This window comes from Ruegeria sp. (assembly GCF_965243365.1).
GTDB lineage: Bacteria > Pseudomonadota > Alphaproteobacteria > Rhodobacterales > Rhodobacteraceae > Ruegeria.
In genome coordinates this window covers 2,538,463-2,553,348 of sequence record NZ_CBDEUW010000002.1, presented here as the reverse complement: position 1 = coordinate 2,553,348, position 14,886 = coordinate 2,538,463, and the positions used below count along the sequence as shown (strand labels likewise).

The following is a 14,886-nucleotide window of genomic DNA, read 5'->3' as shown; positions in this document are numbered from 1 at the left end:
GTCACCCTCCGAAATGCAGTACGCAAATCAGCGTGAACAGGCGGCGGGCGGTGTCGGTGTCGATCTCGGCCTTGCCCTCCAACCGCTCTTGCAGCACCCGGCTGCCTTCGTTGTGGATGCCGCGCCGCGCCATGTCGATCGTTTCGATCTGGCTGGGCGGGAGTGTTTTCACGGCGTTGAAGTAGCTTTCACAAATCTGGAAGTAATCCTTGACGACCTGCCGAAAGGGGCCAAGCGACAAATGAAATTCAGCCGCTTTTTCGCTTTCCTCGGTTTCGATATCGAAAACCAGACGTTTGTCACGGATCGACAATTGCAGATGGTAAGGTCCAACGGGAACCTGACGATCTTCCCGCTGGGGCAATGCGAACGAGTTCTCTTCAAGCAGATCGAAAATCGCCACCTTGCGCTCCTGCTCAATCTCCGGGGTCGGAGGCGGCAGGTTGCTGTCATCCAGTTCGATATGCGAAATGCGAGTCATTTTTTCTGTCGTCCGTTCAGATCAGGTCAGACCTATATCAACAGACCAGCAGGGGCAACGCGCAGAAACTCTGCCTGAACGACAAATCAACCATTCAACCGATGCAACCGCGCCAAAACGGACAGGCCATGCGCCTCAAGGCTTTCAGACTGTGCCAGTTGCGCGGCGCTCGGGCCAATTGCCTGCAACGCCTGCGGCGTCATGTGGCTGAGCGTTGTTCGCTTGAGAAAGTCCATCACGCTCAACCCGGACGAAAACCGCGCCGAGCGTGCCGTCGGCAACACGTGATTGGGACCGCCGACATAGTCGCCAATGGCCTCGGGCGTGTATTGCCCAAGGAATATCGCACCCGCGTGAACGGTTTTGGCGCTAAGCGCCTGCGGATCGGCGACACATAGTTCAAGGTGTTCAGGGGCGATCCGGTTGGAAAGCTCTGCCGCTTCGTCCAAGTCGCGCACGACGATGACCGCACCGAAATCCCGCCAGCTTGCCCCGGCAATTTCACGGCGTTGCAAGGTTTCCAAACGCTTCGCAACGGCATCGGCCACCGCATGACCAAACTCGGCACTGTCTGTAATCAAAAGCGCCTGCGCGCTTTCGTCATGCTCGGCCTGGCTGAGCAGGTCCAGGGCGATCCAATCAGGGTCGTTATCCTTGTCGGCAATCACCAGAATTTCAGAGGGGCCGGCAATCATATCAATGCCGACCTTACCAAACACCCGCCGCTTGGCCGCGGCCACAAAGGCGTTGCCCGGGCCCGTGATCTTGTCCACCGGTGCAATCGTCTGGGTGCCATAAGCCAACGCGGCCACTGCCTGCGCCCCGCCGATACGATAAATTTCGTCTACCCCTGACAAATGCGCGGCCAGCAGAACAAGCGGATTCACCTGCCCGTCTGGCGTGGGGACCACAATCGCCAACCGCTCGACCCCTGCAACTTTGGCCGGGATTGCATTCATCAGAACCGACGACGGATAAGAGGCCAACCCGCCCGGCACATAAAGACCGGCCGCTGAAACGGCCGACCAACGCCATCCCAATGTCGCACCGGTGTCATCCGTCCATTCCTGATCCGAGGGCAATTGCTTTTCGTGATAGGCACGGATTCGGTCCGCAGCCAATTCCAGCGCGGCACGATCTTCGGGCGACACCTGTGCAATCGCTGCCGCGATTTCTTCATCGCTGAACGCCAGCGTTTCGGGCGTCAGGTCAAACCGGTCAAACCTGGCCGTAAGCTCGATAACGGCCGCATCGCCGCGCACCCGCACGTCGTCAATGATCTGCGCCACGACGGCATCCACATCCGGGCTGTCTTCGCGCTTAGCCGCAAGCAGCGCCTGAAATGCGGTCTCAAATTCGGGCGAAGCTGTATCAAGGAAAACGGGCATGGTCTGACACTCCGGGCGTTTCGCCCCGGGACATAGCGTTGGCAGGGTCCGGCCTCAACCCTCAGACCACAGGGTGCAACGATTTGCGCATCGGGAACTGCGGTATTCCGTTCCACGAGCCGGGATCACCACATTGGACCCACCCCTGCTTGGAATAGAAATCGCGTGCCGTCCGAGTGGCATCTAAACGCGCCTCCTCGCACCCCAAAGCCGTAAGTTCACGTTCCAGTTTGGCCAGAAGCTTGGACCCCATCCCGCGACCCGCATGGTCGGGGTCGACATAGAGCAAAGACACCTTACCGGTTTCGAAAATTCCGCCCACGGCCGCCACCTGACCGGCGGCTTCAGCCAGCCAGATTACCGAACCGGATACGATCCAGCCTCGAATGGTTTCGGGATCCTTGTTCGCCGTCCAGAGCCTCAAATTGCGTGGGTCATTGCCATGATCAGCAGCACAAAGATCGGTGATCGAACGGATCAATACGCGGCTGAGGGAAAAAACATCGAAGACTGTTGCTCGTCGCAGCGTAACTCCGCCGGGCACGGTCGAAAATGCCTGCGCTATGCCGCGTTTGTTCTGCATCTAGTCCGGGTGGTGCGGGGCATGTCCCGAAGGCGCGCGATACGGGCGGGTAACGTCTTTGAGCGTGGCGTCCAACGCTTCAACCCGCAAACGGATCGCGCCGTCACCGGCGAGGGTCAGCAGAACGTCCCCTGCCCCATCCTCACCGGGTTCGAACTCGATCGACAGCAGGGACAGAATCATATCCTTTTCGCTGCGGTCGATACCTTGACTGGCTACCGACAAAACTGACTCGAAAACCAGAACCGCCTGCACACGCTCGAACGCGCGATTACGCCGGGTGGCGGCCTCTTTGTCCTCCCACCGGAACCGGTTGAGAAGCAAGGCAAACCGGCGTTGCGACGGGCGCCACGACATCTCGGTGACCGGAAAAACGGCATCCTGAGTCAGCGTTGCAATGACTTGAAGATCATTGCTGTCCTCGGCACCCAGATTTAACGGCGCTTCGCGCCCATCGTGGAAACTTGCGTCTGTCATTGGCCTTTTATCCGTTCAATCTTGGCACCCACGCCTTCGAGTTTGCGCACCACATGTTCGTAGCCCCGGTCCAGATGATAGACCCGACTGACCGTCGTTTCACCCTCTGCGGCCAAACCGGCAAGGATCAGGGAAACCGACGCCCGCAAATCGGTGGCCATCACGGGCGCGCCTTTCAGTTTGTCCACCCCTTTGACGGTGGCCGTGCCGCCATGCACCTCAATATTCGCTCCCATCCGCACCAGTTCTGGGGCGTGCATGAAGCGATTTTCAAAGATGCGTTCTTCCAGAACCGAGGTGCCCTCGGCGGTGCACATCAGCGCCATCATCTGCGCCTGAAGATCAGTCGGGAACCCCGGGAACGGTTCGGTCACCACATCCACTGATGCGACGCGTCCGTTCTTACGGGCGACCTTAAGACCCCTTTCAGTCTCATCAACGTTGACCCCAGCCGCATCAAGCTTGGCTGCGAAGGATTCAACCAGAGACATGCGACCACCCAACAGCTCGACCTCACCGCCACAGATCGCCGGTGCCAGCATATAGGTGCCCAATTCAATCCGATCGGTGACGACCTGATGCGTCGCGCCGTTCAGGCGGTCAACACCCTGAATTTCGATGGTCGACGTCCCCTCACCCGAGATCTGCGCTCCCATCTTGCGCAGGCATTCCACCAGATCGACAATCTCGGGCTCGCGCGCCGCATTCTTAAGCACCGTTGTACCCTTGGCCAGGGTCGCGGCCATCACGATATTCTCGGTCGCCCCAACCGACGCAAAGCGCATCTCGTGCACTGCACCCTTCAATCCGCCGCTGGCCTTGGCGTGCAGATAACCATCCTTCAGTTCGATCTCGGCACCCAGCGCCTCCAGACCCTCAACATGCAGGTCCATCGGCCGCGCACCGATGGCACAACCACCGGGCAGCGAAACCACCGCCTGCCCCAGCCGGGCCAGCATCGGGCCCAAAACCAGATTGGATGCGCGCATCTTCCGCACGATATCGTAGTCCGCCGTATGACTGGTCAGGTCGTGACTGGACATCGCAATCACCTGCCCGTCCTGCAATTGCGAGACCTCAGCCCCCAGCGACTGCAGCAACTGGGTCATCGTCTTGATATCACTCAGCCGCGGTGCGTTGGTCAGCGTCAGCGGTTCATCGCTCAGCAAGGTGGCTGGCATCAAAGTCAGACACGCGTTTTTTGCCCCCGCGATGGGGATTTGCCCGTTCAACGGACCGTTGCCCGTCACCAGAATCGAATCCATCTGCTCTTATCCCTCGTTTTTGTCGGCCTTATCCGCCGCAGCGGCGCGTGCCTTAGCCTGTTCCTTGCGCCGCGCCATATTTGCCTTGAGTGCAGCCTTCAATCGGTCTTCGCGCGCATCACCGGATTTGCCGTGTTTTTTTGGTGAATTTTTATCTGCCATTATCTTTCTCTACAGCAGACACAAAAAACCGTCCAGACACCCTTGCGCCGCGTTTCGTTTGAGTCTAATCACCCGCCCACAGCGCTGCTGTAGCTCAGAGGTAGAGCACTCCCTTGGTAAGGGAGAGGTCGAGAGTTCAATTCTCTCCAGCAGCACCATCCCAACCGTGCGAAAACATGTTGAGCCTCAGTAGCCAATTGCGTTTATCCGCTTTTGTTTTGTAGGCACAATAGGAGTACCCGCGGTCAAGACGTCTTACCTATTCTCTGCCTCACCCCCCGCGCAGGCGCTGCATTAGGTAAATCTCGGCCCCGTCCGGGATCGGTTCCGCCAGCCCCGTCGCGATGATGCGCCCGTCGATTGAAATCGAAACGCCAGCGTCAATGGGCCCCTTTAACTGAGGATACGCCTGCACAAGTTCGCGCAGTAATTCGCCGGTTGTGGTGGCCTCCACCTCGACCATCTGACGACCCCCGGTCAAAGACCGGAGGCCTGACCATAGGTTGACCTCAACCATTGGCCTTGAGCGCGGCAAGGATGCGAGGTGGCGACATGGGCAGTTGCCGCATCCGGACACCGGCCGCATGAGAGACCGCGTTGGCAATGGCAGCCAGTGGCGGCACGATTCCGGTTTCCCCGACACCACGTACGCCGTAGGGGTGGCCGGGGTTCGGAACCTCAACAATCACCGTGTCGATCATTGGCAGGTCGCTTGCCACCGGGATACGGTAATCGAGGAAGATCGAGTTCTGCAGGCGCCCATCCTCGCCATAGATGTACTCCTCATTCAGCGCCCAGCCGATGCCTTGCACTGCCCCGCCCTGGTACTGACCCTCGACATAATCGGGATGGATGGCTTTGCCCGCGTCCTGAATAACCGTGTAGCGGATGATGCAGGTCTTGCCGGTTTCCGGGTCGACCTCGGCATCGACGATATGGGTGCCGAACGAGACCCCGGCGCCCTCGGGCGTGGCTTCGAAATGGCCCGAGATTGGGCCGCCTGTTGCCCCCATATTGGCAGTGATGTCGGCCAGTGGCAGCGGATCGAAATCCCCAGCATTGGGTCCGGAAGGCACCGCACAGCCGTTTTCCCATTTCACCGCGTCCACCGGGATGCCCCATTTGGCCGCCGCCCGCTCACACAGCTTTTCCACCGCATGATTGGCGGCCTTGATGGTCGCCAAACCGGACGCATAGGTCACGCGAGACCCATGACTGACATCATTGTAGCCAAGCGTCGCCGTGTCCGCGATCGTAACGCGGATGTTCTCGTAGGGAATCCCCAGAACCTCAGCCGCCATCAGGGCCATTGACGCGCGTGAGCCGCCGATATCTGGCGTGCCAACCATGACCTGGGCCGAACCATCCTCGGACAATGCCAGCGAGACCGAAGTTTCACCACCATGGTTGAACCAGAAACCGCAGGAAATCCCGCGCCCCTGCCCCGGTTTCAGCGGGGCCGAATAATGCGGATGCGCCTTGGCGGCTTCAAGCGTTTCCACCAGGCCTATACGCTCATAACGCGGACCATAGCTGGCTTTGGTGCCTTCATGGGCCGCGTTCTTCAGGCGTACGTCAACTGGATCCAGCCCGAGCTTGTTGCACAGCTGATCCAGAACGGATTCGACCGCGAATGCACCCATGGGGGCACCAGGGGCACGATAGGCTGCCTGTTTGGGGCGGTTCGCCATCACGTCATAGCCAACCTGCCGCACATTGGTCAGGTTGTACGGGGCAAAGGCGCACATGGCAGTCATGTCGCCGGGCGCACCCGGGAAGGCCCCGCCTTGCAGGCGGAAAATGCCCTCGGCAGCGGTGATTGTCCCGTCTTTTTTCATCCCGATCTTGATATCCATCGAAGCGGAAGAGGTCGGGCCGGTGGCCCGGAACACTTCGGATCGGCTCATCACGATCTTCACCGGTCGGTTTGCCTTGCGGCTCAGCGCCAGCGCCACCGGCTCGATAAACACCGTGGTTTTACCGCCAAATCCGCCGCCGATTTCGGACGCTGTGACCCGCAGCTGAGCCGTTTCGATCCCGACCAGCGCCGCGCAATACTTCTGCGCGTACCAGTGACCTTGTGTGGTGCACCATAGCTCTCCGCGCCCGTCTGTGCCCAAAGACGCAAGACAGGCATGGGGTTCGATATAGCCTTGATGGGTCGCCTCGGTGACAAAGCTGTCTTCGATGACCAAATCAGCCTCGGCGAATCCGGCCTCGACATCGCCATGGCCGCTTTCGTGATAGCGCACGACGTTGGGGTGCATCCCTTCCGGCACAGAATAGTCCGCTGCCCCTTCCCGGATCACCGGCGCGCCGGGGGCCATCGCTTTGTCGACATCGGTGACATGAGGCAGCACTTCATACTCCACCTCAATCATCTTGAGCGCATCCCGAGCCGCCAGCGCCGAGGTTGCCGCCACGGCGGCCACCGCGTGCCCGTCATACAGCGCCTTCTCACCTGCCATGACGTTTTCCAGAACGTTCCAGAATTCGCCTTCCAGACCGGGCTTGAATTCCGGTTTGTCCGAAAAATCGGCGCGCGTGATGACGGCTTTGACATCCTTGTGCGCCTCGGCCTTCGACGCATCGATCTTCACGATTCGTGCGTGGGCGTGGGGTGAACGAAGAACGGCACCATGCAGCATACCCGGCGCATAGGCATCTGCGCCGAACTTGGCGCGCCCGGTGACCTTGTCCAACCCATCGGGGCGTTCAGGCCGAGTGCCGACAAAACTGAATTCAGACTTACGATCGTCCAGAGCCATTACGAAGCCTCCCGCATCTCAGCTGCTGTATCCATCACAGCGCGAATGATCTTGTCATAACCGGTACAGCGGCAGAGGTTACCCGCCAGCCAGTACCGCGCTTCTTCTTCGGTTGGGTTGGGGTTCTTTTCCAGCAGCGACTTGGCGGCCACCAGAATTCCCGGGGTGCAGATGCCACATTGCAGCGCGGCGTATTCGACGAACTTCTTCTGCAACGGGTGCAGTACGTCCCCGTCCGCGATGCCTTCGACGGTTTCGATCTGTTTGCCTTCGGCCTCGACCCCCAGCATGAGGCAGGAACAGACCAAACGACCATCGACGGTGACCGAGCAGGCACCGCAATCGCCCGTGCCGCAGCCCTCTTTCGCGCCGGTCAGGTTCAGTTTGTCCCGCAGGCAATCCAGAAGGGTTTCGCGCGGATCGCAGAGGTATTCGACCGCGTCACCGTTCACGGTGGTGGATACGTGCAACTTGCTCATGCTTGCTCTCCCTTCGCGCGGGCATAGGCGATTTTGGCGGTGCGCCCGGCCAGAACGCCAGCAACCTCGGTGCGAAATTCAATAGTACCGCGCTTGTCATCGATCGGATTGCAGGCTGCCGAGGCAGCAGCGGCAAGCGCGCTCAGGGCGGTTTCATCCAGTGTGGTACCAATGATGGCCTGGGCCGCATCCTCGACAAGCAGAACAGTTGGGGCCACGGCCCCCAGCGACACGCGCGCTTCGGTGATCGTGTCACCGTTCAGACGCAGGTTCACACCTACCCCTACAACAGCAATGTCCATCTCGGTCCGTGGAATGAAACGCAGATAGGCGTCGCCTCCATGTTCCCCGCGCGCCGGGATATTGACTGCTGAAATCAGTTCGCCCTTGGCCAGCGACGTCTTGCCGGGACCGGTAGGTATGTCCTCAACAGCAACCGTCCTGTTTCCGTTCGGCCCCGTGACCGCAACAGTCACACCAGCCGCAACCATTGCAGGTACGGAATCCGCCGCCGGAGAGCCGTTGCAAAGGTTGCCGGTCAGAGTCGCACGGCCCTGAACCTGAGTCGATCCGATCAGATCCATGGCCTCGACAACACCCGGCCAGTCGCGACACAGATCAGGACGCTCGCTCATCTCGGCACCGGTGGCGGCGACACCCAATGTCCAACCGCCATCAGGGTTGCGGGTGATGTCGCGCACGCCGTTGATTTTCTTGATGTCTATCAGCGTATCAGGCGTCACCAGCTCGGACCGTAGCTGCACCAAAACGTCGGTGCCGCCGGCCAGAAACCGTGTGATGCCCGTCGCATTCGCAGCCAGCGCCGACGCCTCGGCAAAACTGGCGGGGCTATGATAATCCATAAGGTACCTCGCACCTGTTGATCAGGAATTCACTGGGTTTGAAACGGACGTTAGTGCAGCATCCCGCTCACGTCCATGGCAGCCGCGACCTATTTATTAACCCAAAAGGTCGTTTCCAAGACATTGCCTAAAGATCGATCTCGATCACCCCGTCAGGCTGGGCCGCGCGGCTTTGGCACAGAATGATCGCGCCCTCACGCTGCTTGTTCGACAATACAAAGTCACGATGTTCGATTTCACCCGAAATCACGTTGCATTTACAGACTCCGCAAATGCCGTCCGAACACTTCACATCCACATGAATACCGGCCTCATTCAGGACCTGAGCCGCGTCCTTGTCTTTGGGGACAACCAGTTCCCGGCCTGACTTGGCAAGCTTCACTGTAAAGGCGTGGTTTTCATAGTCGGGCTGTTCAGGAACCGAGAAATACTCCAGATGACGCGCCTCCTCTGGGAAACCTTGCTGCTCGGCCGCCTGAATGACCCCGTCCATGTAACGGTCAGGCCCGCAGGTATAAACGTGCCAGCCGTCTTGATACCCTGACAGGATTGCTTCGAGATCGGCGCGGGTGCCCTCATCCGAAAAGTGGTAGTGGACTTGATCCGCCCAAGGCATCGCGGCCAGATCGTCAAGATATCCGGCCCCTGCGCGCGTACTGGCCGAATAGTGCAATTCAAACGCCTTGCCCAGCGCATGCAGACGGTGTGCAAAGGCAATCATCGGGGTAATGCCGATACCACCACCCATCAGAAAGGTTTTGGAGGCAGCCTCGTCCAACTCAAAGTGGTTAATGGGTTTCGAGATAAAAACCTTGCGACCTTCGTTGAATATCCGGTGCAACAGGGCCGAGCCTCCACGGCCTTCATCCTCGCGCAAAACACCAATCTGATAGACAGACCGGTCAGACGGATCGCCGGACATTGAATACTGACGCAGGTATTCCGGCGCGACCAGCACGTCCAGATGCGCCCCGGCAGTCCAATCCGGCAGCGGTGCACCATTCGGGGCCGAGAACTCGTATTTGGTCACATCAGCCGTCATCTTGTCGACCCTCGTCAGTTCCACACGCATGACCGGCGCATCGCCTGCGATTTTATATGTGTGAATGACCGACAGGTCGCCTGCTGCTTTGCGCGCCTTGTATTCCTGCGCTGTCACCAAGGCCTCATACGCCGCAATCCCGGCCTCACGATCCATTGCAAAGGGATAGGGCCATGGGTGCGGTGCCAGATAGGCGGGGTATACGGCCAGCGTCTGATCCTCGTATTGCAGATCAAGGTCCGCCTGCAAATCGCGCCGGTTCAAGGGGTGGGTTGTCGGCCGATAGGCACCGTCTGCCTGCAACTCGATATCCCACCACCATTTCTTGGTATCATTCAAACCACCATTGCCGACGACATCGTCCAGCTTCGCCAAGGCAGGCGCGGCGGATGGGATGTTCATGGCGGCCCAACGGAAAGGGCGTTCCTTGAAAATCCCTTCGAGGTTCCAGGGGCAGGTTTTCATGCACCGCCCGCACATGGCCCCACCCGGTGTGGTCACGCGGTATGTGGCGCATTTCTGACTGTCCGACTTCCAGATTTCATAGCCGTTGAACATCAGTTTCGGCCCGGCGGTAATCGCCCCCGACGGACATTCCCGCGCGCATTTGTTGCAGTTTTCGCAAAAGTTCTGCAGACCAAAGTCAATGGGCTTGTCATGGGCCAACGGCATATCGGTTGTAACGACCCCGGACTTCAGCCTTGGGCCGAGATAGGGGTTCAGGATGACCTCGCCAATCCGGCTGACCTCTCCTAATCCAGAGAGCAGCAAGAGCGGAGGCTGCAAGACCTCTCCATCCATCACCGTATGAGCCTTGGCCTTATAGCCAAGATTGCGGATCTGCTGTGCGATCACGCCGCCCAGCAATGAAAACCGCAGGTAGGCGCGCATGGATTGCGCAACACTGATCCAGTCATCCCCGCTGGCGCCCTCCATCGTTTCATAGCCCTGATCGATGATCATGCTGATGGCTTGATCGTGCGGTGGCCTGATCTCCTCTCCGGTGGCGTCATGGGAATACCAAGACCATTCCGGGCATCGGCTGAGGCCCACCGCATCCACCCCCAGAAAATAGCTCGCCGCTTTGATATTTGCGGCGTTCTGGTCCGCATCGGTGGGCTTGGCGACCGCGGCGCTTTCGCCATCCTGCAACAGGACAAAGGCCCCCAATGCACGGCGTTGGGCAAAACTGGGTGCGGCTTTTCGCACGTAATACCCGCCCTTCGCGGCCTCTTGCAGCGACTTTCCCATATCCCCGAACTGCGCCCGCGCGAACATGTCCGCGCGTTTCGGCACGCGGGCGACGTTTTCCTCATCAATATAGGTTGTCGGACTTTCCACGCGCCGGAGGTTTTCGAACGGATGCGCACCGTCTGCGTAACGCCGTTTGGCGTAGGGGTCGCGATTCAAAGCGTTTTTGGCAAAACCCGTTCCCAGCCACCACGCCGGGCCTTGCGTCCGAAACCACGGCTGTTGCGCCATTGGCAACAAGGGGAGATCATGGGCGATGTCCATCTCTGTCGTCACTGCGGCCAGCCCAAAACGCTTGCCAAGCCACGGGGCGACAACCTGTTGGTTTTCGATCGATGCCAGACCGGCTGCAACCGCCAGTTTACCTAGATCAACCTCGGAAGACATGGCCGTATGAGCCCGGGCATCGAACCCCAGCAAACGAATGTAGTTTGCAATGACAACCGCGTTTTCCGTGGCCAGAAGGCAGGCGCGATGGTCCTGGGCATCCTTGATCCAGTCCGTGCCGGGCTCGGCGGGGTCCGGGTCACGATTGAATTCGTAAAGAAACACGATGGCATGGCGATGGCTGTCCATCGATCCCGGCTTGGCCTCCATGCTTTCCTTAAGGTCCGCCATGATCACATCAATCCCGGACGCGAGCGTCTTTGTCTGGCGCGTCTTCAACGCATGCGCCAGGCGGTCTATATCCGGATTGCGACGCGGTTCCGGCAGCATCGCATCGGCCGTCAGTGGTCCGCAGCCCATCATCGACGCATCGTTGAAATACCCGAACGCCTTTAAATGATTGGCCCGGTCTTGCGGATCGACCGGAATTTCAGAGGCAATCGGGTTTACAAACCCATCCCGAATAGCATCCATCATCGCCTGAAACTCGCCCATTGCGTTGACGATGCTTTGGGGGTGCTCAGGCCTGTGAAAGCTGATCTGGCGCATTGGCTCAGCCGAAGACAGGTCCGGCATCGTGGTCTGCCGCGCCAACCTCTCCAACGGGTATGACCCCATATGAACGGGTCTGTTCTTGTCCGAGAAAAAGCGGATTCCCATTCTGTGTCTCCTGTCCTGTCATCCGACTATCGCGTCATGGACAGCAAAACCATTCATGAATAATCATATACGGTATGAACAAAACTGATTTTACCGATCTGGACGGCAAAGTCCTGCGTGTTTTTCTGACCATCCTCGAAGAGAGCTCGGTTTCCAAGGCTGCCGACCGATTGGGCGTCACACAATCGGCGATCAGCCATACACTGAACAAACTCAGGCAGGTACTTGGGGATCCCCTGTTTGTCCGCTCGGGTCAGGGGTTAACCCCCACAGAACGCGCTTTGACCCTGAAAGAGCCCGTACAACAAGTACTGGACGGGCTGCGCGCTTTGACCGAGGAACGCCCCTTCGATCCGCTTTCCGAAGAGATTGACATTCAGATTGCCACAAACGATCTGCCACGAGAGCTGATTTTCCCGGCCTTGCTGCGTGCCGCCCGGGCCGAAGGCGTCAGGCTTCGGTTAGAGTTCATTCCTTCGGGGGTTCCCGATCCGGACTTGTTGCGCAATGATCGCTGTCAATTGATGGTCACGCCGTTGCCTCCGGATGGGCCGGACATCTTTCAGAAACGACTCTTGACCAGCCCGTTGATGATTTTCTACGACGCGTCGCGCCGACAGCCGCCAGACAGTTGGCAGGCCTATTGTCAGGCCGACCATGTCGAAGTGCGCTTTGCCGATGGCCGCAATGCACGGGCCGTGATGCAAGGCGTAGATCAAAGCCAGATCAAACCGCCCACGGTCACCCTTCCGCACTTCAACGCCATTCCGCCGTTTGTTACGGGAAGCGATCTGATTTCGACGGACACAGCGTTGATGAAACAGGGGCCGTTGGCGGCCCTGGATTGCGCCAAGCTGCCGTTCCCGTGCCCCCCGGTTGCTATCTACATGGTCTGGCACCAGCGAACGGCCAACGCACCGGCGCACCGATGGCTCAGAAAACGGATCGAGGCGATTGCGGCAACGCTGTAAACCTGAGACGCTGGCACCTACATCATTCGAACACAGTTTAGGCGGAGAACAACATGACCAAAGTAGCTTTGATAACTGCAGGCGGCAGCGGCATGGGCGCGGATTCTGCGCGCAGATTGGCTGCCGACGGGTTCAAGGTGGGCATCCTGTCCTCGTCCGGCAAGGGCGAGGCGTTGGCAAAAGAGTTGGGCGGCGTTGGTATCACCGGCTCAAACCAGTCGAATGACGACCTGCAAAAGCTGGTTGATGCAGCCCTGGCGCATTGGGGGCGTGTCGATGTGCTGGTCAACTCTGCCGGGCACGGACCACGCGCGCCAGTTCTCGAACTGACAGATGAAGACTGGCACACGGGTATGGATGTTTATTTCATGAATTCCGTGCGCCCGACGCGGCTGGTGACGCCGATCATGCAAAAGCAGGGCGGCGGATCGATCATCAACATCTCAACCTTTGCCGCATTCGAACCGGACCCTGTCTTTCCGACATCCGGCGTGTTTCGGGCAGGCCTTGCCGCCTTTACCAAGTTGTTCTCGGATAAATACGCAGCAGACAACATCAGGATGAACAACGTCCTGCCCGGTTTCATCGACAGCCTGCCGGAAAAAGAAGAGTTCCGGTCGCGCATCCCACTGGGCCGCTATGGGCGCAGCTACGAAGAGATCGCCTCGGTTGTTGCCCTGCTCGCCTCGGAAGGCGGAGCCTACATCACCGGTCAGAATATTCGTGTCGACGGCGGGATCACGCGATCTGTCTGACCCTAGAACCGAGCCTTGAGAAGATGGGTCACGGCAGCGCCTGTTTCGAAAAAGGTCCGGCGCAGACCGGTCCAGGTTTCGCGATGGCGCTGAACGGGCGGTATCGGCAAATTTGACGTCTCACCCGCCAACAGACTTTCGGCCAACATGCGCCCGAATACGGTACCCGGACCAATTCCACGCCCTGAAAACCCGTGTACGGACAGGGCGTTAGGTCCGATTTGCGTAATCTTGGGCAGATGATCCGAGGTCATTGAAATTCGGCCATGCCACCCTTCGACGAAGGGCTGATCCGCCAATTGCGGATACAGCTCTGCCATTTTGCGCTTGGCCCAACTGCCGTGCACGTCCCGACCGATTTGCCCCAGATCGCCCATGCCGCCAATCAGGGATCGGCCGTCCTGATCAAGCCGGAAGGACGTCATGATAAGCCCTGTATCCCAACACCCCTCGCCGCCCGGAAGAATGCTGGCCCTTAGATTGTCAGACAAAGGCGCCGTAGCGTATTGGAAATAGTAGACCGGCACATAGTCCGTCGCGAAATCTGGCAGACCCTGATGATAGGCATTCGTGGCCTGCAAAACCGATTTAGCGCGTACCGTCCCTTGGCGCGTCGCCAATTCCCAGACATCGCCCTGTCGCAGCGTCAGCACCGGACTGTTTTGAAACACTTTCGCGCCGGCCTGAACCGCTGCACGGGCCAAACCTTTGGCATAGGCCAACGGTTGGATGGTTCCCGCCCTCGGATCGAAAAGAGCCCCATGAAACTTAGCGCTGCCGGTCCTGCGGGCCACGTCCTCAGCCGCAATCAACTCTACCGGAGCACCCGTCGCCTCAAGTTGCGCGTTGCGGGCCTGCAAATCGCGAAACCCGCCCGCAGAATGTGCACAATGCAGCGTTCCCGAGCGCGTTGGTTCGCAATCGATTTCGTGGGCTTTGATGAGATGAAACACGTCATCAGGTGCAGCGGCCAACAAAGCGATCAGGCGATCCCCGTTCTTTGCCCCAAGCTTGGCGCGGATCTGCGCCGGCGGCATCCACAGACCGGCATTGACCAACCCAACATTTCGCCCCGACCCGCCATGACCGATCTCGTTCGCCTCGAGCAAACAGACCGAGGCACCGGCTTGGGCCGCGGTCAAAGCGGCAGAGCACCCCGTATACCCCCCACCGATGACAGCAAGATCAACGGTAAGATCGTCCGCCAAGAGTGTGGTCGGAACCTGCTCGCGACAGGTTTTTCGCCACAGAGAATCGTTGTGATCGCTCAAGTCAAACCTCGTGAAGTTGCGCGGATCATCTGCGCAGTTTCGAAGAGGCGCAAGGGTTCCATCTGTTCCAAACCCAAAGAATT

Annotated in this window: 14 protein-coding genes and 1 tRNA gene; 3 read left to right on the top strand and 12 right to left on the bottom strand. The window is 59.1% G+C overall.

All coding sequences use genetic code 11. The features are described from left to right. Position 1: 1 nt before the first annotated feature. From ACP0GE_RS16375 to ACP0GE_RS16350, 6 genes are all read right to left on the bottom strand, one after another. Positions 2-481, bottom strand: a complete 480-nt coding sequence (locus ACP0GE_RS16375; protein ID WP_424832979.1) for a UPF0262 family protein — start codon at positions 479-481, stop codon at positions 2-4. A gap of 86 nt (positions 482-567) precedes the next feature. After that, positions 568-1,869 (bottom strand): histidinol dehydrogenase, encoded by a 1,302-nt coding sequence (hisD, locus tag ACP0GE_RS16370; RefSeq protein WP_424832978.1) that lies wholly within the window; start codon positions 1,867-1,869, stop codon positions 568-570. A gap of 61 nt (positions 1,870-1,930) precedes the next feature. Beyond that, complete coding sequence (locus tag ACP0GE_RS16365) at positions 1,931-2,452, bottom strand: GNAT family N-acetyltransferase (protein ID WP_424832977.1); 522 nt, start codon at positions 2,450-2,452, stop codon at positions 1,931-1,933. After that, the gene (locus ACP0GE_RS16360; RefSeq protein ID WP_424832976.1) at positions 2,453-2,929 is read right to left on the bottom strand and encodes a DUF2948 family protein; all 477 of its coding nucleotides are present in this window, start codon (positions 2,927-2,929) and stop codon (positions 2,453-2,455) included. It lies immediately after the preceding gene. After that, positions 2,926-4,194, bottom strand: coding sequence for a UDP-N-acetylglucosamine 1-carboxyvinyltransferase (murA, locus tag ACP0GE_RS16355; RefSeq protein WP_424832975.1), 1,269 nt, complete (start codon positions 4,192-4,194; stop codon positions 2,926-2,928). The genes ACP0GE_RS16360 and murA overlap by 4 nt, the downstream gene beginning before the upstream one ends. Before the next feature lie 6 nt (positions 4,195-4,200). Next, positions 4,201-4,356, bottom strand: a complete 156-nt coding sequence (locus ACP0GE_RS16350) for a hypothetical protein (RefSeq protein ID WP_424832974.1) — start codon at positions 4,354-4,356, stop codon at positions 4,201-4,203. A gap of 83 nt (positions 4,357-4,439) precedes the next feature. On the opposite strand from ACP0GE_RS16350, the gene ACP0GE_RS16345 reads away from it, so the two are divergent. Then, positions 4,440-4,514 (top strand) — tRNA-Thr (locus ACP0GE_RS16345). A gap of 113 nt (positions 4,515-4,627) precedes the next feature. Here the strand turns inward: ACP0GE_RS16345 and ACP0GE_RS16340 are convergent. The 5 genes from ACP0GE_RS16340 to ACP0GE_RS16320 form a co-directional block, all read right to left on the bottom strand. Then, positions 4,628-4,873 carry a MoaD/ThiS family protein gene (locus tag ACP0GE_RS16340; protein WP_424832973.1) on the bottom strand — a complete coding sequence of 82 codons (246 nt, stop codon included), beginning with the start codon at positions 4,871-4,873 and terminating at the stop codon, positions 4,628-4,630. Beyond that, entirely contained in the window at positions 4,866-7,124 is a 2,259-nt protein-coding gene (locus tag ACP0GE_RS16335) for a xanthine dehydrogenase family protein molybdopterin-binding subunit (protein WP_424832972.1), read from the bottom strand. Before ACP0GE_RS16335 ends, ACP0GE_RS16340 begins: the two co-directional genes overlap by 8 nt. Then, on the bottom strand, positions 7,124-7,603 hold the full coding sequence (locus ACP0GE_RS16330) for a (2Fe-2S)-binding protein (RefSeq protein ID WP_424832971.1): 480 nt from the start codon (positions 7,601-7,603) through the stop codon (positions 7,124-7,126). The genes ACP0GE_RS16335 and ACP0GE_RS16330 overlap by 1 nt, the downstream gene beginning before the upstream one ends. After that, complete coding sequence (locus ACP0GE_RS16325; RefSeq protein ID WP_424832970.1) at positions 7,600-8,466, bottom strand: FAD binding domain-containing protein; 867 nt, start codon at positions 8,464-8,466, stop codon at positions 7,600-7,602. Before ACP0GE_RS16325 ends, ACP0GE_RS16330 begins: the two co-directional genes overlap by 4 nt. 127 nt (positions 8,467-8,593) lie before the next feature. Beyond that, entirely contained in the window at positions 8,594-11,806 is a 3,213-nt protein-coding gene (locus ACP0GE_RS16320; RefSeq protein ID WP_424832969.1) for a reductive dehalogenase, read from the bottom strand. Positions 11,807-11,880: 74 nt separating this feature from the next. Between ACP0GE_RS16320 and ACP0GE_RS16315 the strand changes: the two genes are divergently transcribed. Together ACP0GE_RS16315 and ACP0GE_RS16310 are read left to right on the top strand one after the other, a co-directional pair. Further along, positions 11,881-12,777 carry a LysR family transcriptional regulator gene (locus ACP0GE_RS16315; protein WP_424832968.1) on the top strand — a complete coding sequence of 299 codons (897 nt, stop codon included), beginning with the start codon at positions 11,881-11,883 and terminating at the stop codon, positions 12,775-12,777. Between the two features lie 53 nt (positions 12,778-12,830). Then, complete coding sequence (locus ACP0GE_RS16310) at positions 12,831-13,532, top strand: SDR family oxidoreductase (RefSeq protein WP_424832967.1); 702 nt, start codon at positions 12,831-12,833, stop codon at positions 13,530-13,532. 2 nt (positions 13,533-13,534) lie between these two features. Here ACP0GE_RS16310 and ACP0GE_RS16305 read toward each other — a convergent pair whose 3' ends face one another. Then, positions 13,535-14,803, bottom strand: coding sequence for an NAD(P)/FAD-dependent oxidoreductase (locus tag ACP0GE_RS16305; RefSeq protein ID WP_424832966.1), 1,269 nt, complete (start codon positions 14,801-14,803; stop codon positions 13,535-13,537). Positions 14,804-14,886 lie beyond the last annotated feature (83 nt).